Origin of the sequence: uncultured Polaribacter sp. (assembly GCF_947500975.1) — a bacterium.
Taxonomy (GTDB): domain Bacteria; phylum Bacteroidota; class Bacteroidia; order Flavobacteriales; family Flavobacteriaceae; genus Polaribacter.
The window spans coordinates 341,603-365,263 of the sequence record NZ_CANMUE010000003.1; the positions used below are offsets into that span (position 1 = coordinate 341,603).

Genomic DNA, 23,661 nt, shown 5'->3' on the forward strand with positions numbered 1-23,661 from the left:
AATTATTTATCAACTAGCAGAAGGAGAAAATAACAAATCTGTAGGTGTGTCTACATCATATAAATATTGATATCCTTTGGTTTCTTTTTTACAAAAAGGTTCTAAGAGTCTTAACATTTCTATAAAACCATCTAGAGTTAAAATACAAAAAAATGTTTCTTTGTCTTTTGTTATAATTCCTTCATCAGATTTAAATAAACCAAAAATTAAATTACAGTTTTCTGTATCAATAAAATCTACTTGCGATAAATCTAATTTTTGTTTCTTTTCAACAACGGTTTCTTTTAACAAGTCTCTAAATTTTATAGATTCTGCTTTATTAAAATTATACATTCTTACAATATTTTGTTCATGCCCATTTATGTCTTCAAGATAATCTATTTCCATTTTTTTTATGATTAAAGAGATTGCTTCGTAAACCTGCAATAACAAACGTGCTGTTATTATGAGGAGGTTAGGAAGAATTAATCTATTTGTTTTTAGTTGTTAATTTAATAAGATATCGCTTTTCAAATTTTTACGTATCTGATTTCTGTAAGCTACTAATTCAGGAAAATTATAAAAGAATAAAACCTTTTTGTGCTTAATTTTATTATGTGTTGGCTTATTATTTAACACAAAAAATGTCCAAGCTTCTGCAATATCTTCTTCTGGGCTTTCAGCTGCATAATCTGTTAAAAAGCAATTTTTATTGTCTAAATAAAAATCATATAATTGCTCTAATTTTTTATTCTCATCTTCTATAGTATCTATTTTATCCCACTTATTTAAAAGCTTGGTTTTCCAAAATTTTTGTACAAATTTTCCTAAATAACTGTCCTTTTTGGCATAGCCTTCTGAAGTTAAATATCCTTTTTTATCATCTTGATATTCATCTTTTGTAATTGTAACTTGTTCCGGATTTAAGGTTAGTAAATGACCAAATTCATGAATAATTGTGTGCGTATAATCTAAAATATATTTTTGGTTGTTATTTTTAAAATTAAAATCAGTGGTATCTAGTGCTATTTCCCAAGTAGTATTGTTTGTGTTTAAGGGTGTTATTGCACCTAGTTCTTCTTGAGTTCCATCAGAAAACAATTGTAATTTAGAAATATATTTTGTTAACAGTTTTTCTGGTAATTTCTCATTTAGATAATTCCAATACTTTTTAGCAATGCTGTCTTTAGAATTTTTTTTAGCGATTAATTTTCCTTCTAAAATTCCCCAAGCGTTATCACTGCTTACGGTTGTAGTTTGACCGCAAGAACTATGGAAAAAAATTATAAAAATTAATACAAAAGGATAAAAGTGATTTTTCATTTGTAAAATTTAATGCGCCTCTAACCAATTAGAACCAATATCCATTTCTACATCTAAAGGAACATTCATTTTAAAAGCGTTTTCCATTTCGTGTTTTATAATTGGTTTAATGATTTCTAATTCGTCTTTATGTGTATCAAAAACCAATTCATCATGCACTTGCAATAGCATTTTAGATTTAAATTTTTCTTTTTCAAAACGATTATGAATATTAATCATTGCTAATTTAATAATATCTGCTGCAGAGCCTTGTATTGGTGCATTTACGGCGTTTCTTTCTGCTCCAGATCTAACCATTGCATTTCTAGAATTGATATCTTTTAAATACCTACGCCTGTTTAAAACGGTTTCTACATATCCGTGTTCACGTGCAAAATCTACTTGAGCAGACATGTATGCCTTTAATTTAGGATAGGTTTCATAATACGTATCAATCAATTCTTTGGCTTCGCTTCTAGATAAGTTGGTTTGGTTGCTTAAACCAAAAGCAGAGACTCCATAAACAATACCAAAATTCACGGTTTTAGCATTGTTTCTTTGTTCACGAGTAACTTCATCCAAAGGAACATTAAACACTTTTGCAGCTGTAGAAGCATGAATATCTTCACCATTTTTAAAGGCGTTTATCATGTTTTCTTCTTCACTTAAAGCAGCAATAATTCGCAATTCTATTTGGCTATAATCTGCTGCTAACAAAACATAATCTTTGTTTTTTGGGATAAATGATTTACGAACCTCACGACCTCTTTCTGTTCTTATTGGAATGTTTTGTAAATTCGGGTTGTTAGAACTCAACCTTCCAGTTGCAGCAACAGCTTGCATATATTCTGTATGAATTCTTCCTGTTTTAGGGTTAATTTCATTTGGCAAAGCATCTACATAAGTACTTTGTAATTTTTTATATTGACGATATTCTTGAATATCTCTAATAATTTGATGGTCTTTTGCTAAATATGATAAGATATCTTCACCTGTTTTATATTGCCCAGTTTTTGTTTTTTTAGGTTTATCAACCAATTTCATATTTTCGAACAATACAATACCTAATTGTTTTGGTGAAGCAATATTAAATTCTTCTCCAGCTTGGTCGTAAATATTTTTTTCAAGCCTATTAATATCATCAGTTAAAGCAGTAGAGAGTTCTTTTAAGAAAGTTGTGTTTACATTTATACCTTCAATTTCCATGGCTGTTAGTACAGACACCAAAGGCAATTCAACTTTATTAAACAATTTAGTAACATTTCCAGCCTCTAATTCTTTGGTAAAATGTTCTTTTAATTGAAGGGTAATGTCTGCATCTTCCACCGCATACTCTGTTTGATCTGCAATTGGAACAACTCTCATAGAAAGCTGATTTTTTCCTTTTTTACCAATTAATTCTGTAATAGAAACTGGTTGATAATTCAAATACGTTTCTGCCAAAGTATCCATTCCATGACGCATATCAGGATTTATCAAATAATGTGCAATCATGGTATCAAATAACTTTCCTTTTACAGGCATGTTGTAATTTGATAAAACCTTGATGTCGTATTTTAAATTATGACCAATTTTTTCAATTCCTTCAGATTCAAAAAACGGACGAAACTCTTCTAAAATAGTTGCCGTTTCTTCTTGATCTGCCGGAAAAGAAACATAATAACCTTTACCAACTTCATAAGAAAATGCAATACCTATTAATTCAACTTCCAAAGCCTTTAAACCTGTAGTTTCAGTATCAAAGCAAACAGAGGTTTGTTGCAATAACTTTTCAATTAATATTTTTCTTGATAATGGTGTATTTATATGTTGATAAAAATGATTGGTGTTTTCAATAGATTTAAAACCAGATGCTATTGCTTCTTCAGAAACGCTACCTGTACCTGGAGCCGCAAATAAATCAAACTGATCTCCAACATTTGAAGCTGCTTTTTTTGCAACTGCTTTTGATTTTTCTTCAGTTTTATTTTCTGATGAATTTGTTGCTGGTGCATTTTCTACAGCAAAAGTTCGTAAGAAATTGGTTAATAAATTTCTAAATTCTAATTCGTTAAAAAGCTCAGTTACTTTATCTGTATCAGGTTTATCTAAAGTAAAATCATCAGCATCAAAAGTTACAGGAACATCTAACATTATGGTTGCTAATTTTTTAGAAAGCAAACCTAAATCTTTGGCAGCTTCTACTTTTTCCTTCATTTTTCCTTTTAGCTCATGCGTGTTTGCTAATAAGTTTTCCATAGACCCGTAAGCTGCTAAAAATTTCTTAGCAGTTTTTTCTCCAACGCCGGGCAAGCCAGGAATATTATCAGCAGAATCTCCCATCATTCCTAAAAAATCGATAACTTGTTCTGGAGTTTCTACACCAAATTTTTCTTGTACTTCAGGCACTCCCCAAATATCATAACCACCACCAAAACGTGGTTTGTACATATAAATGTTTTCAGAAACTAGTTGTGCAAAATCTTTATCAGGTGTTACCATAAAAGTTTTAAATCCTTCTTTTTCTGCTTGTTTTGCAAGTGTTCCTATTACGTCATCGGCTTCAAAACCTTCTTTTACCATAATTGGAATATGCATGGCTTTTAAGATTTCTTGAATATAAGGAACAGCTATTTTTATGGCTTCAGGAGTTTCATCTCTGTTGGCTTTATAGGCTTCAAACATTTCTACTCTATCTACACTGCCACCTTTGTCAAAACAAACGGCTAAATGATCTGGTCTTTCACGTTTTATAACATCTAATAAAGAGTTCATAAAGCCCATAATTGCAGAGGTGTCTAAACCTTTACTGTTAATTCTTGGGTTTTTAATAAAAGCATAATATCCTCTAAAAATTAATGCAAAAGCATCAACTAAAAAAACTCTTTTTTGATCTGACATTTTAATGATTTATTTGTTTAAATAATTTCTAATTTTTGATAAAAATAGAAGGTAGAAAGGTACAAAACTTTAACAGGATGTTAAAATTCAAACGATATTTAAAGTGTTATCTTTGGTAACATTTTTATAATTTATTTATGCCACGTTGGTTTTTTCCTTTACTAATTTTAACAGCCATAATTTTAGCTGTAGAAATTTATACTTTTCAAGCATTTAAAACTGTTTCTAAAAGTAAATTAGTTAGATTTTTATTTTTAATAATAAGTGTTGCTATCTATATACACTTTTTATATGTTGCATTAACGTACGATAGAAGCAATGGTCAAACACCACAATTTCAAATGGCAGTAGGCTTATTGCTTACCGTTTTAATTCCAAAATTAATTATCATTTTGGTATTGTTTGGTGAGGATATTTACAGATGGATTTTAAAAGGAGTTTCTGCAGTTTCTAATGGAGAAACCAGAAATTTACCAAGCAGAAGAAAATTTATTTCGCAATTAGCTTTAGGATTAGCAGCCATACCTTTTGGTGGCTTTATTTACGGAATAATACAAGGTAAATACAATTATAAAGTATTAAAATACGAATTGAGTTTTGATGATTTGCCAGAAGCTTTTGATGGTTTTACAATCACTCAAATTTCAGATATCCATTCTGGTAGTTTTACCAATAAAAATAAAATTCAATATGGTGTTGATTTAATTAATGAACAAAAGTCTGATTTGTTATTGTTTACGGGAGATATTGTAAATAACAAAGCAGATGAAATGGATAATTGGATTGATATGTTTGCGCAGTTAAAAGCCAAAGAAGGTAAATACTCTGTACTTGGAAATCATGATTATGGAGATTACATGAAATGGAAAAGCCCTGAAGAAAAAGCCAAAAATTTTGAAGATGTAAAAGATATTCATACCAAAATTGGTTTCGATTTATTGTTAGATGAACACAGGTATTTAGAAAAAGACGGGCAAAAAATTGCACTTTTAGGTGTAGAAAATTGGGGAAAAGGTTTTAATCAAGCGGGTGATTTAGAAAAAGCATCATCAAATATTAAAAAAGAAGATTTTAAAATATTAATGAGCCATGATCCAAGTCATTGGGAAAACAAAGTAAAAAATAACGATTTTAATTATCATTTAACTTTAAGTGGTCATACACATGGGTTACAAATGGGTATTGAAATACCAGGTTGGTTTAAATGGAGCCCATCTAAATACGTATATAAACAATGGGCTGGCTTGTATCAAGAGTTTGGTAGATATGTAAATGTAAATAGGGGCTTTGGTTATCATGCTTTTCCTGGTAGAGTTGGTATTTGGCCAGAAATTACTGTAATTACTTTGAAAAAAGCTTGATAATCAGCATATTTAATTGGTTTTTATTATCTTTGTAAAGTTATTTTTTCCTTAAATATTAGGTTTTTACTTCCCCCCAAAAAAATATTATATTATGACAAAATTTGGAGAATTAATAGGTGTAGATAAACCAGTTTTAATTGATTTTTATACAAGTTGGAACGAAGTAGATAATAGTGTTCATATTATGAGAGATGTTGCTGCTGCTCTAGGTGATAAAGCAAAAGTGATTAAAATAGATATTGAGAAGAATGAGAATTTAGTGGATGCTCTTCGTATTAAAATGAATCCTACTTTTATGATTTTTAAAAATGGTGAAATGAAATGGAGAGAAACGGGTTTTAAAGACGCAACAACTTTAATAAGCTTGCTTAAAAAATACTTTTAAGAATTTATAAATAAAGAAAAAAAAGACTGTCTTTTCAGACAGCCTCTTTTATTTATTCTAAATCTTCATTTTCTTCTTGCGGAATTATATGACTAAATAGGTAAAGTGTTTTATTAAACTCTTCTTGTAGCTCTTTGGCGTAATCGTCATCATCATATTTTACAACCTGATCAATTATACCTCCATATAAATATCTAAAAGATAAATCGAATTCTTCAAAAATTAAATCAAATTCTTCTGATGTAAAAGTACTAAACCATACTAATTTTGATTTAAATAAGTCAATTAGTGTTTCTGCTGTAGCTCTTGCTTTTTCATTTTCTCCTAATTTGTAATACATCTCTGGGTATTCCATAGACAAACTATAATGATCAAAATCTTTAATTGGTAGTTTTTCTAAAGATAAATCTAATACTTCAATAGCTTTTATAGTATCTCCTTCTTCAGCAAATGCATTAGATAAACGCATTAAACTATTTCTTAAAGAAATGGCGTTTCTTTTAGTTTGTTCATCCAAATAAATTTTACCATCATTTATATTTCTCCAATCCCATTTTTGTACATTTTTGTACATCTTTTCAGGGTCAATTCTTCCTATATCAAACAAACTTAATTCTCTTATAAGTTTACCCTCTTCGTTAAACGTTTTTATAGGTGTTTTTATCGGTACAAATTTAAAGGCAACTCCATCTAGTTGTAAGTACTCTTTTAACCAAATGTATTCGCTATCAGCATTTGACCCACCTGTAAAATAGATTGGACGTTCCCAATTAAAATTATTTAAAATATCTAACATTAAAATGGTGTTTTTTCCAATTACTCTACCAACAGTAATATCTATATAAGGCACAATTTTATCTGCATCTTTTTGAGCTACAATTCCGTTTTGTAGTACTTTTTCTTTGTCTACAGGAATTCTAATTCTATTGGTTGGTAGCATTTTTTCAGGATTACCATCATCATCTAAATCATAAAAAGTACGTTTATTATTACTTCTTATCCATCTCATAAAATCGTTTAAAGAAATAGCAGAATCTTTTGGTATGGCTCTTAATTCTTCATAATAATAAGCAACATCTAAAGTACCGTATTTATATTCATCATGTGTTAATTCTGATGGTATAGGTGCTGCTTTGTAAGAAGCTTTTTTCATTTGGTCTATATACCAATCTGTTTGAAAAAGACTTGTATTTACCAGTTTTATATCGGTTCTAATACCTTCTACTTCTTGCATGTACCAAAGCGGAAAAGTATCATTATCGCCAATGGTAAACATAATGGCGTTTTCATCGCAACTTTCTAAATACGCTTGTGCGTTTAAGTGTGTTGTATATCTGTTAGAACGATCATGATCATCCCAATTTTCTATAGCCATTATTGAAGGAACAGCAATAAATGAGATAACCGTAACTGCAATTGCAATTAATTTTTTTGGTGCAAATCTTTTTAAATTTTCATAAAGTGCGAATACTCCAAAGCCAATCCAAATAGCAAAAATGTAAAAACTACCTACTACGGCATAATCACGCTCTCTTGGCTCAAACGGTTTTGGATTTGTGTAAAATATAATTGCGGCTCCTGTAAATAAAAAGAATAAAAGCAGCGTGAAAAAATTTTCTTTATCCCATTTAATTTGATATAATAAACCTATAAGCCCTAAAATAAGCGGTAAAAAATAATATTTATTACGTCCTTTATTTTCTAAAACATAGTTGGGTAATTTTTCTTGAGATCCAATTCTTGCCTCATCAATAAAATCAATTCCGCTAATCCAATTTCCATTATAAATATCTAAATTACCTTGAATATCATTTTGACGGCCAACAAAATTCCACATAAAATAACGACCATACATGTAGCCAAATTGATAGCTTATCATAAACTTTATATTCTCTACAAAAGTTGGTCTTCTTTGGCTGTTTGCAGGTATGCCGGCAATTGCCTTGTATCTTTTTACAGTACTTTCAGTTGGGTCAACCATTCTTGGTATAAAACCCTTGTGTTTGTCAGACCAATTTGGTAAAACATCTTTGTATACATTTACAATAACATATTTACCATCTTTTTTTTCGTATTTAGGTTTGTCGTCTTTGGTAGGGTTAGCAGCGTCTTGCTCTCTGCTATATGTGTTAGAATAATAAGTGTCATAAAACACATTAGCATCTCCATATTGTTCACGTTCGTAATAGGCTAATAATTCGCGCGCACTTGATGGGTTATTTTCGTTGATGGTTGTATTTGCATTGGCTCTAATTGGCAACATCATCCAAGAAGAAAAACCAATCATAATAAATAATACAGAAAGAATTAAAGTATTTAAACCCACTTTTTTTGCTTTTCTGGTATAATTTAATCCTAAGTAAAACAATACAATTAATACAACTGCGGCAATGATACTTCCTGAATTATAAGGTAAACCAACAGTATTGATAAAAAACAACTCAGATACACTAAAGAATTTTAAGGTAAACGGAAATATAAATTTAAATACTAAAATTAAAACGAATACAGAAAAAACACTTGCCATAGCAGTAGTTTTAATGTTTATGTTTTTGTAAGTTTTAAAGTAATATAACATTACAATAGCTGGTATTACTAATAAAGATAAAATGTGTACACCAAAAGATAAACCAACTACAAAGCTTATTAATATTAGCCATTTGTTGCCTCTTGGGGTTGTAATTTCACTTTCCCATTTAAGACCAAGCCAAAATAATAACGCCATTAAAAATGAAGACATTGCATACACTTCGCCTTCTACCGCACTAAACCAAAAACTATCAGAAAATGTATATGCTAAAGCACCAACCAAACTACTACCAAGAATTGCAATATAACTTCCGTCAGAAATTTTACCAGCTTTTAAAGCTAATTTTTTAGCCAAATTGGTAATAGTCCAAAACATAAATAAAATGGTAAATGCACTTGCTAAAGCAGACATAAAGTTAACCATTTTAGCAATCTCAGTAACATCTGAAGTAAACATGGCAAAAAATGCACCTAACATTTGAAATAAAGGTGCTCCTGGCGGATGGCCAACCTCCAGTTTTACAGAAGTTGATATATATTCGCCACAATCCCAAGCACTAACAGTAGGTTCTAATGTTAATGTGTATGTTATTAAGGCAATTGCAAATGTAACCCATCCTAAAATGATGTTCCATTTCTTAAAATTTTCTGAATTCATAAGTTGATAAAAATATATGGGCGAATTTACTAATAAATATAATTATAATCGAAGACTATACTTCTTTATAAAGGTTATTTTGCTCATAAAAGTTTGTTAAATTCAAAATTTATATAAAAATGTTTGTTAATTTAAAAGTTTACATTAAATTTGCATCCGCTAAGAAGCATTGGCCTATGGTGTAATTGGTAACACACCGGTTTTTGGTACCGACATTCAAGGTTCGAGTCCTTGTAGGCCAACAGAAAGCCCTCTTAATCTTTTGATTTAGAGGGTTTTAAACTTTAAAAGGTGTCGCTTTAATAAAAATCGAAAACTCAGAATACCTAGAAGCCTATTTTTTAAACATTGTTACTTGTTGGTTTTATTTCGTAAACTTGCTAGCGTTGGAGTGAAAACTCTTTTAAATTTGAAGTGTACGAACGTACGATAGTACGATAATGGGTTAAATTAGTGGATTGTTATTTTAATTATTTCAACTTGCTGATTATCAGATTTACACATTATTTTTATTGCTTGTTATTACTGAATACAAACCCTGTCAAGAAAACAGATAATATCTTAAAGGTTTTTATTAGCTTTATGTATTAAATTAGTGGATGGAAAAGAAAATTTGTCCCAAATGTAATGAAAGAAATACTGTTAAAAATGACTTCCAAAAGAACTTACAAAGATATCAATGTAAAATTTGCAACAAAAATTTTCAAATAGAATACAGTTATAAGGCATATAAAAAGAATACAGATAAAATGGTAATCACTTTATTGAAAGAAGGGTGTGGTATTCGAAGTATTTCAAGGATATTACAAATATCAAAAAATACAGTTCTTTCAAGAATGCTTAAAATTAGTTTTAGAATTAAGCCTCACATATTTTCTAATTTTAAATGCAAATTTGAAGTTGATGAAATATGGACATTTATTGGCAATAAAAACAAAATGACTTGGGTAACATATGTAATAGAAAGAAAAACAAAATGCGTGATTAATTTTTTTGTTAGTAATAAATCAAAGAAAAACATAAAACCTCTTATGGATAAATTTCTAGCCTTACAACCAGTTAGAATTTATACAGATCTATTAAACATATATCCTCCACTTATCCCAAAAGAAATTCATAGAGTATTTAATTATTGTACCAATATAATTGAACGAAAAAATCTAACTTTACGAACCCATAATAAAAGATTAAGTAGGGGAACTATCTGTTACTCTAGAAAACAAGAATATCTTGAAGATAATTTAAAAATTTATTTTTGGGGATATATTCGTATAAAGTCGAAGAAGTCGCTATAGATATTTACTTTTTGAGTAATTCTTAATTACTTATCTATTTTTTATTGCATGTCTAAACTTATTAAAACCCACTATCAGGATCTTCTGGTGAAGCAGTATTTCACAAAAAAGAATATAAACCTCACATTTTTTATAAATTCTAAAATAAAATACAGAAATTAGTAGTATTAAAATGATTATTCAATAAAATAATGCGGAAAGCTTTTTTTTGTTTCTTACTTATATCTGTGTTTTCAACATCTGGACAAAACAGGCTATTAGATTCAATAATGCCAAATTTAGTCGCTGTTAAAAATACATTACAATATGACAAAGCTGTTGTTTTTTTCGAAAAAGTCATTCAATACAAACGTTCAGAGTATAACTTTTCTGAAGATCATTTAAAGCTTGCAGAAAACTGCCTGAAATGGATTGATAAGGCAGAAAATGAAGTTGCTTATATTAGGGCAAAATATTATCTTTTTCATTATTATAACAATCAATTTAATATACCAGAAACAATTTCAAGAGCAAAAGAGTTATTAACCTTTAATCGTTTTTTTGAAATGAAAGAAGTTGTTTTTGTATTGTATGTTTTAAAAACCGCGTATTACAATTCTAAACAATTTGAAGAATTAATTAAAATATTACCACAATATTATAATCAAAGGGGAATATATGGGCACCCTTTTGATGGGCAAAATAATAAAAATTTTAACGCAAATGAAGCGGTTAATAGTGCTTATGCTAAAATTTATTTTCAATTAAAAAACTATAAACAAGCTCAAGTACATTTTAAAAAACAATTAAAGTATTTAGAATCTATACAAGAATTTTATAGTATAGCTAGTTGTCAAAATAATATAGGAATCTCTTTTTTTTATGGAAGAAAATATGATAGTTCTATGTATTATTTTGACAAAGCTTTGCAAACCATTAATACAAAAGTTATTGAGAAAGAAAAAGTATCTTCAGAATATTTAAATCATTTTAAGAATTCTATTAATGCTAACAAAGCAGCTATTTATATAAAAGACAAAGAATACGATAAAGCACTACCTTTTGAATATGCTGTATTAAAGTCTAGCAGAGAAACCAAAGAAACTCACCTTGAGTTATCTGCTAATTATGATTTAGCTCAAATTTTTTACTATAAGAATAACAACAATAGTTCATTAAAACATATAGATAATATTTTTAGTATTTTAAAGAATTATAAAAGTGATCAGTTAAAAATAAAAGCACTTAATTTAAAAGCAAAAAATTTCATGTTACAGGGTAAGATAAAAGAGGCAAATTCTTTTTTTGAAATACAACAAAACCTTGTTGACTCGCTTGAGCAAGAAGAGATAAATAAAAAACACCTTCAAGCAACAGTAAAACTAGATGTATCTAACATATCTAACCAGCTTAAAGAGAGTAAGGTAGAGTTAAAAGAAAAAAGTAAGGTTGGCTTGTATCAAAAAATAGGGATAGCTTTATTAGCAATGATGTTAGTTGTTTTGTTTTTTGTGTATAAAACTAATAAGAAGAAATCTGATATTATTGAAAAACAAAAACTATTAGCTTATAAATCTTTGCAACAGAGAGAAATATTACTTAAAGAGGTTCATCATAGAGTAAAAAATAACTTACATCAAATTTCAGGCTTATTAAATTTACAATTTCAAAAACACAAACATCTAGGTATTTCTGAGATGGTTAATGATCTTCAAAAACATATAAGTTCTATAGCTTTTGCACATGAAATTCTCTATCAAGAGGAGGATCTATCAACAATTAAAATGCAAAAGTATTTAGAAGAATTAGGTCGTAGATTACTGCAAGTGACTATTAGAAAAGAGATTAAGTATGAAACAAAAATTGACAAAATTTCTTTACCTATTAATTACGCAACTACTATAGGACTTATCTTAAATGAACTAATTACCAACTCTTTAAAATATGCATTTCCAGAGAATAAAGGAACGATTACAATTCAGTTATTAAAAGATAAAGAGCAACAATATCAATTTATTTACAAAGATAATGGAGTTGGAATGGATGTGAATTTGTTTTACAAATCATCTGATTCGTTAGGTCTAAAATTAATTAAAATGTTCTCTGATGAAATTGATGCAACTCTTAATGTGAAGAGTGAAAATGGGGTATCGTATACTTTTATGTTTAATGTAAAAACCCAATTAAATTAAATGTTAAAGCCACTTAAAGTATTTATTGTAGAAGATATGGCAATTTCCAGAGCCTCTTTAGAAAGTATTTTAATTTCTAATAATTACGAAATATCTGGGTCTGTTGCTAAAGCAGAAATAGCTTGGGAAGAGTTATTAGAAAACAAGACAGATTTAGTTTTAATAGATATTAATTTAGCAGGCCAAAAAAATGGTATTTGGCTAGGTCAAAAGATTAGACAACATTTAAAACTTCCTATTATTTATTTAACAGCTTATGGCGATCAAAAAACGCTAAAAGAAGTGTTAGAAACAAAGCCAAATGGTTATTTAATGAAACCCTACCAAGAACCTACTTTACTAACTACCATAAATATTGCAATAACAAATTTTTTAGCACAAAAAGAAGAAGAAAAACAGCCTCATTTAGAAGATGAAATAAAAAGCTTTCTTTTTATTAAGGATAAGTTTATGCGAATTAAGTTAGAACTAAAAGACATTTTATTTATAAAATCTGAAGGAAATTATTTAGAAATTAGTTTAGAAAACAAAACCCATGTGGTAAGAAGTAAACTATCAGAATTTAAAAAATTACTTCCAACCACAGTTTTTCTTCAAACGCATCAACGTTATGTAATTAATATTACAAAAATTAAGGTGATTGGTAAAGATTTCTTAACCATAAACAATACGGATATTCCTATTTCTTCAAAATATAAAAAATCTATAGAAAAGGCACTTTCTTTTTTATAAAATCATTTTTACTTCCCTAAAAAAAACACTAAAAGTTTCAAGTTTAACATAAAACGAAGCAAGCTTCACTTTTTTTTTGAATTATACCTTTAGTTAAACATATTTGAGCAGTTTTTATTTTTTGAATCCTAGAACAAAAAAATAAAATCGAAATAAAGCTAATCTAACTAAAGGTATTATGAAAAAAATAAAAGAAACTAGTATAATTTTTTTTACGTATAGCAATAGCATAACTGCCCAAATTCCCAAAAATAGAAATCTTAAAAAGTTAAAATACAAATTACAAGTATTACTAATTTTTCTTTTCGCATTCACTAGTAATGCACAAACATGGGAAACTGTGGGTACTGCTGGTTTTTCTGCAGGTAATGCATCTTATCAAAGTTTAGGTTTAGATAGTTCAGGAACACCTTATGTAGCATATAAAGATACTGAAAATAGTGGTAAAACTACGGTGATGAAATTTAATGGAACTTCTTGGGAAACTGTGGGTACTGCTGGTTTTTCTGCAGGTGGTACACTTCATCAAAGTTTAGATTTTGATAGTTCAGGAACTCCTTATGTAGCGTATCAAGATTATGGAAATAGTTATAAAACTACAGTGATGAAATTTAATGGAACTTCTTGGGAAACTGTAGGTAATGCTGGTTTTTCTGCAGGTCATGCATATTTTCAAAGTTTAGGTTTAGATAGTTCAGGAACTCCTTATGTAGCGTATCAAGATAATGGAAATAGTGATAAAACTACGGTGATGAAATTTAATGGTACTTCTTGGGAAACTGTGGGTGCTGCTGGTTTATCTGTAGGTGCTGCATATTATCAAAGTTTAGGTTTTGATAGTTCAGGAACTCCTTATGTAGCGTATCAAGATGATGGAAATAATTCTAAAACTACTGTGATGAAATTTAATGGAACTTCTTGGGAAACTGTGGGTGCTGCTGGTTTTTCTGCAGGTGCTGCACCTTATCCAAGTTTAGGTTTTGATAGTTCAGGAACTCCTTATGTAGCGTATCAAGATTATGGAAATAGTAATAAAGCTACTGTGATGAAATTTAATGGAACTTCTTGGGAAACTGTAGGTAATGCTGGTTTTTCTGCAAGTATAGCAAATTATCCAAGTTTAGATTTTGATAGTTCAGGAACTCCTTATGTAGCGTATCAAGATTATGCAAATAGTTATAAAACTACAGTTATGAAATTTAATGGAACTTCTTGGGAAACTGTGGGTACTGCTGGTTTTTCTGCAGGTTGGGCATTTTATCAAAGTTTAGGTTTTGATAGTTCAGGAACACCTTATGTAGCGTATCTAGATAGTGGAAATAGTAATAAAACTACAGTTATGAAATTTTCACCACCAGCAACACATCTAAACTTTGATGGTGTAAATGATATTGTAGATATGGGTACTTCTATAAATACGGTGTTAGATGGTATTAATACATTTACGGTAGAAGCCAATGTAAGAACTACCACAACTGCAGGTTTGGGTATTATTGTTGGGAATCACGATTATCCTTCAATTAATTCAGGAATGCAATTTTTATTAAGAAGAGATGGTGCTAATTATGTTTTTTGGATTGATCATGGTAGTGGTTATACATCTGTGTCAGCAGTTGGTGAAGTTGCTACAAACACATGGCAACATGTATCAGGAACTTGGGATGGAACTAATATGAAGATATATGTAGATGGTGTTTTAAAAAACACCAAAGCAGAAACAGGTGCAAGTTTTAGAACTTTAACAACAGATAAACTTACTATAGGAGGTAATGCAAATAACCAAAGTTTTAATGGAGATATAGATGAAGTACGTATTTGGAGCAAGGTAAGAACAGTTGCAGAAATTTTAGCAAATAAAGGCCAAGAAATATCCAATACAGAAACAGGCTTACTAGCGTATTATCAATTTAATCAAGGTGCTGGAGGAGCAAATAATAGCTCAATTATAACTTTAACAGATAATAGTGTTAATAATTATAATGGTACACTAACTAATTTTGCTTTAACTGGTAGTACATCTAATTGGCTTTCTGGTTCTCCAATTAAATCAAAACCTACAGTAACAACTACAGCAGCAAGTTCTATTGCCAATACTTCTGCTACTTTAGCAGGTAATGTTACAGCAAATGGTGGAGATGCAGTAACAGATAGAGGTATTGTATATTCTAAAACATCAGACAATGCTAACCCAGAAATAGGAGGTGCAAGTGTTACTCAAGACACAAACGGAACTGGAACTGGAGTTTTTACAGAATCTATTACAGGTTTAGCAGCAGGTACTCAATATTCTTTTAAAGCCTATGCTATTAATGCAAGTGGTACAAGTTATGGAGCAGTTGCAACTTTTACAACTTTAGCAATAACACCCACACTAACAACAACAGCTGCAAGTGTAATTGCCAATACTTCTGCTACTTTAGCAGGTAATATAACTTCAGATGGTGGAGCTAGTGTTACAGATAGAGGTATTGTATATGCAAAAACATCAGATAATGCAAACCCAGAAATTGGTGGAGCAAATGTAACGCAAGATACAAACGGAACAGGATCAGGAGTTTTTACAGAACCTATTACAGGTTTAGTCGCAGGTACTCAATATTCTTTTAAAGCCTATGCTATTAATGCAAGTGGTACAAGTTATGGAGCAGTTGCAACTTTTACAACTACTAATGTACAAACATGGCAAATTGTAGGCACAACTGGTTTTTCTGCAAGTAATGTAAATTATCAAAGTTTAGGTTTGGATAGTTCAGGAACTCCTTATGTAGCGTATCAAGATGCTGGAATTAATTCTAAAACTACAGTGATGAAATTTAATGGGACTTCTTGGGTAACTGTAGGTGCAGCTCGTTTTTCTGCAGGTGCTGCAACTTATCAAAGTTTAGATTTTGATAGTTCAGGAACACCATATGTAGCGTATCAAGATAGTGGAAATAATGGTAAAACTACGGTGATGAAATTTAATGGAACTTCTTGGGTAACTGTAGGTGCTGCTGGTTTTTCTGCAGGTACTGCATTATATCAGAGTTTAGGTTTGGATAGTTCAGGAACGCCTTATGTTGCATATCTAGATGCTGGAAATAGTTTTAAAACTACGGTGATGAAATTTAATGGTACTTCTTGGGAAACTGTAGGTGTTGCTGGTTTTTCTGCAGGTATTGCAACTTTTCAAAGTTTAGGTTTTGATAGTTCAGGAACGCCTTATGTAGCGTATCAAGATGGTGGGAATAGTAATAAAACTACTGTGATGAAATTTAATGGAACTTCTTGGGTAACTTTAGGTACTGCTGGTTTTTCTACAAGTACTGCATTATATCAAAGTTTAGGTTTTGATGGCTCAGGAACACCTTATGTAGCGTATAAAGATGCTGGAAATAGTAATAAAACTACAGTGATGAAATTTAATGGTACTTCTTGGGAAACTGTAGGTGTTGCTGGTTTTTCTGCAGGTGCCGCAACTTATCAAAGTTTAAGTTTTGATAGTTTAGGAACACCTTATGTGGCTTTTCAAGATGGTGGAAATAGTGGTAAAACTACAGTGATGAAATTTAATGGAACTTCTTGGTTGCCAGTAGGTATAGCTGGTTTTTCTGCAAGTATAGCATCTTATCAAAGTTTAGGGTTTGATAGTTCAGGAACAGCATATGTGGCGTATCAAGATGGTGGAAATAATAATAAAACTACGGTGATGAAATTTCTACCACCACTATCAGTAACTACAACAACTGCAAGTTCTATTGCCAATACTTCTGTAACTTTAGCAGGTAATGTAACTGCAGATGGTGGAGATGCAGTAACAGATAGAGGTATTGTATATTCTAAAACATCAGATAATGCAAACCCTACAATTGGTGGTGCAAATGTAACGCAAGATACAAACGGAACTGGAACAGGAGTTTTCTCAGAATCTATTACAGGTTTAGTAGTAGGTACTCAATATTCTTTTAACGCATATGCTATAAATGGACAAGGAACAAGTTACGGAACTGTTGCAACTTTTACAACAACTGGAAAAGGTTGGACAGGTGTAACAAATACAGATTGGGCTACTGCTAGTAATTGGAACCCTAGTTCTATACCTACAGCTTCAGATAATTTAGTAATACCTAATGTTGGTAATAAACCTATTATAAGTTCAAGTACAGGAGCAATTGCAAATAACATAACTATAGATGCTAGTTCTTCTGTAACTGTAGAAAGTGGAGGTTCTTTAATTATTGATGGAACAGCTACAGTAAATGGGAGTTTTATTTATAATGTAAATGTAGCTGATACCAATTGGCATTTAGTATCTTCTCCTGTAGCTGGAGAACAATTTGATGACACTTGGAATACCGCAAATAATATTAATACCAATTTACCTAATGAAGCAGTATCTACTTATATTAATACAAGTGATGCTGATGGAGATTGGGTCTATTTCCAAAACGGAGGTGGTGCTACCACTTTTGGTTCTGGAATAGGCTATTCTATGCAAAGAACAGGTGCTGGTAATTATGCTTTTACAGGTACTTTTCCTGCTGCCCCAATAAACCCTGATATTACTGCAAGTAATATTGGTAATGCAAATGAAAACAAATGGACATTGGTTGGAAACCCTTTTCCTGCTCATGTTAATATAGCAACTTTTTTAGCGGCCAACACAACTCCATTAACAGATACTCATGAAAGTGTATATGTATGGAATGCAAATGCAAATGGTGGTGCAGGAGAATATCAACCTTTAACTACTGGGCAAATTCACCCAGGACAAGGGTTCTTTGTAAATTCTAATCTAGCTTCTACTTCTGTAACATTTACAAAAGCAATGCAGAGCGACCAAAACGGAGTTACTTTTTATAGAACTTCGAACCCAAAAATAACATTAATAGTTAATGACGGTTCTAAAACTAAATCAACAGAAATTAATTACCTAGCGAATAAAACAACAAGTTTAGATCCTAGGTTCGATGTTGGTACCTTTACTGGACAATCTTCTAGTTTTAATCTATACACACATTTAGTTTCAAATAGTAATGGTATTAATTTTATGAGACAAGCATTGCCTGATAACAATTATGAAAACATGATTATTCCAGTTGGTATAGATACACAAGCTGGTAAAGAAATTACTTTTACAACAGAAGCTTTTAATTTACCAACAGGTATAAAAGTATTTATAGAAGATAAAGAAACAAATACATTTACTCGTTTAGATGAAGCTAATAGTAGTTATAAATTTACTCCAACAACTGCTTTAAACGAAATTGGAAGATTCTTTATACATACTTCTCAAAACGCATTAACTGTAAAAGATATAGCTTTAGAAAATGTTAGTATTTATAAAACCAACACTAATTCGATAAGAATTGTTGGTTTACAGAACAGTAAAACTTCTGTTAAACTATTTAATATTCTTGGAAAGCAAGTATTAAATACATCATTTGTAGCTAATGGTATAAAAGATATTACTTTACCCAAATTAGCCACTGGTGTTTATGTCGTTCAACTCCAAACCGATAAAGGGAAGTTGAGTAAGAAAATAATTTTAGAATAATAACGAGAATTTAAAGACATAGCATCATGAAAAAACAAAACGAAAATACTCAAAATAAAGCGCAAGAAATTACTCGTAAAGATGCAATTAAGAAAATAGGAAACTATGGTAAATATGCTGCATTAACAGCTTTAGGAACTTATATGATTCTAAACCCTCAAAAAGCACAAGCTCAAAGTCCTGAAGATCCAGGAACTGGTTTTTAATCTAAAGAATTCCAATAGCTTTGATGCTTTTATTGGTGTCTATAAATTCTTGAAAAGAGTCGAAAAAATTATGAGCAATATCTTTTGTCGAGAAGTTGGTGTCTGTTAATTTTTCAATAACATACTCTTTGGTTAAAGTTATATTATTTAATAACGCATATCTGTAAATTAGTTTTACTTTATTTTCAATTTTATCTAATTCATCATTATATTCGATATGATAATTATATGCTTCTTTCTTTAGGTTTGGTTTTATACGCTCGTTTTTCCAGTCTTTTAATTTTGTCTTTACATTACTAACATTTCTTCTAATTCTTTGAACATTAATCCAAATACTAACTTGAGTAGGTATGGTGTTATCTTTGTTTATTTTGTTCTTTCTAAGGATAAAAGATAGTTTTATTACTTACAATGTAGTTTAATTTAACTGATGCTAAAATAGAATATCACGAATTAAAAGGGTGTCAATAAAGGTGACGTTTTTCGAATTCAAAGTTATCAAATTTTATTAAACTAAATTAAAGTTTATCCTTTATATCTAGTATATAGCTACTTAAACTGGTTTAACGTTTATTGAAGATATATAGAAGTCCTTGTAGGCCAACTAAAAAAAACACTCTTAATCATTAAGATTTTGAGTGTTTTTTTGTTTTTGCTAATATTATTTTCTTTTTCAACTTAATAATTAAAAAATCAAACATTTTGTTTAGTGTTACAAGTTGTTATTTTTAATTAAAATTATCAGTTTGTTATTTTTTTTAAAATAAAAGCTTTTTAGGTAATTTTATAAGCATTTCCTAGTTTTCCATAGTTGTTAAAATTTAACTACCTAAAATTAGGTTTAAAACAGTTCATTTAAAATAGTTTTTTATTATTGTTTTTTTATTTTTAATACTTTTTATTTATTAATCTATTTATTCAAGCTTATCGTTTAAAATACAGAGTTTTACGTTGAGGTGTAAAAGGATGATTTTCGTCGATTCATTTAACGATTCATTTTGCTTTTTCATCGAAAAATGCTTTTAAACACCCTAGTTTTTAAAGGAATTTCATACATTTGTGTTAGAATAAATCTTCCCCAGTTTATATATTTTTAAATGCTATGAAAATGAAATTATAAAAATTAGGTTGTAAATTATTTGTGTTGAGTTAGATTATTTCTGATGATTACAAGTAGTTTAATCTCTATTTTTTTGTTTTTTTATTTTTGTTGTATTGTAGTATGTGTCTATAATACAATCAATTATATCTAAGTATTATATTGTTATTTCAAAATCAATTCATATCTAATGAAGAACATTGTATCGTTTTTAAGTCTAAAAACAAACAGTATTAAAAAGACTAGTTCTTTTTTACTTTTATTTTTTGCAACCTTTATTACCTCATCATTCATTTTGGTAAAAGACGTTAAGTCTTTGTCAGATGTAGAAAAAGATTATAAAGTTTCATCTATAAGCAGCGCTCCTAATACTTCGGCAGTATTTGCCTGTGGAGGTGTAGTGGGGGGGGTAGAGCCAACAGATGATTATGATGGAGATGGTGTTTGTAATGATGTTGATGATGATGATGATAATGATGGAATTTTAGATGTACATGAAGGCGTTGGTGAAATCTGTGAAACAGATCCAGTTCCTCAAGAAACTTCTAATTATGCAAATCTTTCTTTTGGGTTCCCAACTGTTACTAACGATGGTCAAACAGAAGCAAATGATGGTGTTGGTAACGGAGAAAAAGCACTATATTCAAACGTAGGTCAATTTAATGGGGTGTCAATAGATGTAGCGATTATAGTAGAAGATGCTACTAGTAATCCTTTCCTAAATTTTTTTGCAGCTTATGATGATGCTAGTATTGGTCCAGCTGTAGATGGTACTATTTATACATTGAGGTTAGAGTTTTACCAATCTGGTACAACAACTCCAATAAATATTAATACGTCTATTCGTTTTTCAGACCTAGATCAAATAGGAGCTGTAAATCAAAATGATGAAACTTTAACTGTGTTTTCAAATGAAGTTAATTCATATATTCTAGAAAATGGTGTTGGCGGTATTGTAGTTAATACTAGTACAGCAGGTGAAATTAAATTTGAACCATCTATAGATAATTCTGGTTCAGATATAACGAACGCACAATTGAATGCAGTACATGTTAATTATGTAAATCGTTCTTCTCTTAGATTGGTTTTTGAAAACCAAACAGGTTTAGATGGTAGATATTTTGGAATTGACGGAAATGCAGATTCAAATTATTTTAATAGTACAACTTGTACAGTTGTAATTGGTGATACAGTAAGTAGAGACACAGATAACGATGGTTTAGAAGATCATTTTGATTTAGATAGTGACAACGATGGTTGCCCAGATGCTCTAGAGGCAGATGGCGGTTTTACCTATTCTACCATAGCAACCAATGGTGCCATAACAACTGGTACTGCTGTAGATGCAAATGGAGTGCCTACCGCAGCAAGCGGTGGTCAAACAAACGTAAGTGCTTATGATACCAGTGTACAATCTGATGAATGTGATTCATGTAATGCTTTAAGTACCTTGTTTAATGACAATGATACTGATGGTATAGGAGATGATTGTGATTTAGACGATGATAATGATGGTATTTTAGACACAGTAGAAAATAACTGCACCGTGGTAGATATGACAATTAGTTCTACTGCAGATTCTAAAGTATTTGATTTAACAGAAGGTACTAATGCAGCAACTGCTACTTTTTCTTCTGCAGGAACTCGTACTGCAAAAGACCCTGTTGGATCTGGAAATAACTTTTTTTTGGAGTACTTTTTAAGTACTTCAGGTGGTGTTAATAATAGGCTCGATTTAGGTGATGTTTTTTCTCAAACCATTACTTTTTCTGAGCCTATAAGTGGTGTAGAATTTGGTAGACTTGTTCCTTCTAATTTATTTATGACAGATGCTATTGTTTGGACTCTTTCTTGGACCTCGGTGTTTGGTAACGAAAACGCTGTTTTTACAGATAATAATGCTCAAAATTCAACTAATTCTAATGTATATGACCCTTCTTCTACTGCAGCTACAGCGGTATATACAGCTAGTAATTTTGCAAGCGGTACCTCTTTTGTTTTAGATAATGATGGTGATTTAGGAGAGGCAATAGCGGCAAATGGTGAAGGTTCATATAATGGTTTTGATTTTGTTATAGCTTTACCACAAGGGGTAACTTCTATAACATTGCAAGGTGCATCTATTGCCACAATTGATAATGTGAATCTTGGTAGAGAAAAATTTGAGTTATCAATAGGGGGTGCTTTATGTGATGCTGATAATGACGGAGTACCAAATATTTTCGATTTAAATTCAGACAACGATGGTTGTAATGATGTTTTAGAATCTGGGGGTACAGATGCTAATGATGACGGTATTTTAGATGGTACCTTACCTGTAACGGGTAGTAATGGCTTAATAACATCAGGTTCTGGTGGTTATGATGGTCTTACGGGTAACGAAGTTGTAGCAAGTCAAATTGTATTAGACAACCCCCCAGGAGCAACCGCTGTTTATGTTGGCAATACAGTTACTATAAATGCAGATAGTGATAATCCTAAACTAAACAGCTCAACAACCTTTTCTGGTTCTACGCCAGATTATACAAGCGCAACAAATTCTATAGCAGGTTTTACCTACCAATGGCAAGTAAACTCAACTGGTGCTCCTACTGTTTTTACAGATTTAGCAAACGATGCTACCTATGATAACGTTACAAGTAAAACTTTAACCATAAACAACGCAACCACTGCTTTAAATGGGTTAACATACAGAGCTGTAATAAAAAACACCAATTTAGTTTGTTATGAAGGTACAATAGAAAGTACTTTAACGGTTAATACTACTTGTCTTGGTACAGTAGGCGGTTTTGGAGATGCTGATGATTTTGATGGAGATGGTATATGTAATCAATATGATGATGACGATGATAATGATGGTATTATAGATACAAATGAATGTAATGATTATAATTTTGTGTTTTCAAGCCAATTTACAAATAGTTCAGATAGTAGTAGCTTAACTGTAGCAGATGCAAGAAACCAAACCGTTACTGCAGATATTAGTCATATGTGGGCTTTACCTACGGGTTCTATTATATATACAGCTACCAATTTTCATACAACTTCAACTAATACTTATACAGTAGCAGATAACGACCCAACTACTTTTACATTTACAGGAACCGTACCTGTTTTTGTAGAGATTCAGCATGGTGCCCATCTTGCAGGTGATGGATCTCAAGAAGGGCTTGTAAGTTTAGACGGTACTTCGTACACTTTTACTTCTAGCGTTTTAGATAGCGGATATACAACGGGTTATACTAATGATACTTATCTTGTGGAGGTTATAGAAGGGTCTGGTGTAACAACTAATACAGGAGGCGGACGTTTTATTTGGGAGTCAGATAGCCCTACTACTGGAGTACAGGTTTATTCTAATCAATCTACTTCTTATTCTAGTAATTTTTTCCTTTCATTAAAACCTCAATGTCAAGATATTGATAACGATGGAATAGGAAATCAATTTGATGTAGATTCAGACAACGATGGTTGTAATGATGTTTTAGAATCTGGTGGTACAGATGCAGATGATGATGGTGTTTT

At 30.6% G+C, this 23,661-nt stretch carries 12 protein-coding genes and 1 tRNA gene; 9 read left to right on the top strand and 4 right to left on the bottom strand.

The features are described 5' to 3' along the window. Window positions 1-9: 9 nt before the first annotated feature. From Q0733_RS05390 to polA, 3 genes are all read right to left on the bottom strand, one after another. Window positions 10-387: a hypothetical protein gene (locus tag Q0733_RS05390; protein ID WP_298779877.1), complete on the bottom strand. Its 378-nt coding sequence runs from the start codon at window positions 385-387 to the stop codon at window positions 10-12. A gap of 99 nt (window positions 388-486) precedes the next feature. Continuing rightward, complete coding sequence (locus tag Q0733_RS05395) at window positions 487-1,302, bottom strand: putative zinc-binding metallopeptidase (protein WP_298779878.1); 816 nt, start codon at window positions 1,300-1,302, stop codon at window positions 487-489. A 9-nt stretch (window positions 1,303-1,311) separates the two neighbouring features. Continuing rightward, window positions 1,312-4,161: a DNA polymerase I gene (gene polA / locus Q0733_RS05400; protein WP_298779880.1), complete on the bottom strand. Its 2,850-nt coding sequence runs from the start codon at window positions 4,159-4,161 to the stop codon at window positions 1,312-1,314. 137 nt (window positions 4,162-4,298) lie between these two features. Here polA and Q0733_RS05405 point away from each other — a divergent pair, with 137 nt between their 5' ends. Together Q0733_RS05405 and Q0733_RS05410 are read left to right on the top strand one after the other, a co-directional pair. Then, window positions 4,299-5,522: a metallophosphoesterase gene (locus Q0733_RS05405; protein ID WP_298779881.1), complete on the top strand. Its 1,224-nt coding sequence runs from the start codon at window positions 4,299-4,301 to the stop codon at window positions 5,520-5,522. A gap of 94 nt (window positions 5,523-5,616) precedes the next feature. After that, window positions 5,617-5,910, top strand: coding sequence for a co-chaperone YbbN (locus Q0733_RS05410; protein WP_298779882.1), 294 nt, complete (start codon window positions 5,617-5,619; stop codon window positions 5,908-5,910). Window positions 5,911-5,962: 52 nt separating this feature from the next. Here the strand turns inward: Q0733_RS05410 and Q0733_RS05415 are convergent, their stop codons facing one another. Beyond that, entirely contained in the window at window positions 5,963-9,097 is a 3,135-nt protein-coding gene (locus Q0733_RS05415) for a DUF2723 domain-containing protein (protein WP_298779884.1), read from the bottom strand. A 170-nt stretch (window positions 9,098-9,267) separates the two neighbouring features. Here Q0733_RS05415 and Q0733_RS05420 point away from each other — a divergent pair. The 7 genes from Q0733_RS05420 to Q0733_RS05450 all read left to right on the top strand — a co-directional run. Continuing rightward, window positions 9,268-9,339, top strand: a tRNA-Gln gene (locus tag Q0733_RS05420). Window positions 9,340-9,696: 357 nt separating this feature from the next. Continuing rightward, window positions 9,697-10,392 (top strand): IS1 family transposase, encoded by a 696-nt coding sequence (locus Q0733_RS05425; RefSeq protein ID WP_298779886.1) that lies wholly within the window; start codon window positions 9,697-9,699, stop codon window positions 10,390-10,392. Between the two features lie 269 nt (window positions 10,393-10,661). Beyond that, complete coding sequence (locus Q0733_RS05430; protein WP_298779889.1) at window positions 10,662-12,563, top strand: sensor histidine kinase; 1,902 nt, start codon at window positions 10,662-10,664, stop codon at window positions 12,561-12,563. Next, window positions 12,564-13,295, top strand: a complete 732-nt coding sequence (locus Q0733_RS05435; protein ID WP_298779891.1) for a LytTR family DNA-binding domain-containing protein — start codon at window positions 12,564-12,566, stop codon at window positions 13,293-13,295. Between the two features lie 178 nt (window positions 13,296-13,473). Then, complete coding sequence (locus tag Q0733_RS05440) at window positions 13,474-18,831, top strand: LamG-like jellyroll fold domain-containing protein (RefSeq protein ID WP_298779893.1); 5,358 nt, start codon at window positions 13,474-13,476, stop codon at window positions 18,829-18,831. 26 nt (window positions 18,832-18,857) lie between these two features. Next, window positions 18,858-19,037: a hypothetical protein gene (locus Q0733_RS05445; RefSeq protein ID WP_298779895.1), complete on the top strand. Its 180-nt coding sequence runs from the start codon at window positions 18,858-18,860 to the stop codon at window positions 19,035-19,037. A gap of 1,289 nt (window positions 19,038-20,326) precedes the next feature. Next, window positions 20,327-23,661 (top strand): hypothetical protein (locus tag Q0733_RS05450; protein WP_298779897.1); only part of this gene is annotated, 3,335 nt, incomplete at its 3' end.

Coding starts and splice junctions, on each gene's coding strand:
- Q0733_RS05390 (WP_298779877.1), bottom strand. CDS start 387: ATGGAAATAGATTATCTTGAAGACATAAATGGGCATGAACAAAATATT.
- Q0733_RS05395 (WP_298779878.1), bottom strand. CDS start 1,302: ATGAAAAATCACTTTTATCCTTTTGTATTAATTTTTATAATTTTTTTC.
- polA (WP_298779880.1), bottom strand. CDS start 4,161: ATGTCAGATCAAAAAAGAGTTTTTTTAGTTGATGCTTTTGCATTAATT.
- Q0733_RS05405 (WP_298779881.1), top strand. CDS start 4,299: ATGCCACGTTGGTTTTTTCCTTTACTAATTTTAACAGCCATAATTTTA.
- Q0733_RS05410 (WP_298779882.1), top strand. CDS start 5,617: ATGACAAAATTTGGAGAATTAATAGGTGTAGATAAACCAGTTTTAATT.
- Q0733_RS05415 (WP_298779884.1), bottom strand. CDS start 9,097: ATGAATTCAGAAAATTTTAAGAAATGGAACATCATTTTAGGATGGGTT.
- Q0733_RS05425 (WP_298779886.1), top strand. CDS start 9,697: ATGGAAAAGAAAATTTGTCCCAAATGTAATGAAAGAAATACTGTTAAA.
- Q0733_RS05430 (WP_298779889.1), top strand. CDS start 10,662: ATGCCAAATTTAGTCGCTGTTAAAAATACATTACAATATGACAAAGCT.
- Q0733_RS05435 (WP_298779891.1), top strand. CDS start 12,564: ATGTTAAAGCCACTTAAAGTATTTATTGTAGAAGATATGGCAATTTCC.
- Q0733_RS05440 (WP_298779893.1), top strand. CDS start 13,474: ATGAAAAAAATAAAAGAAACTAGTATAATTTTTTTTACGTATAGCAAT.
- Q0733_RS05445 (WP_298779895.1), top strand. CDS start 18,858: ATGAAAAAACAAAACGAAAATACTCAAAATAAAGCGCAAGAAATTACT.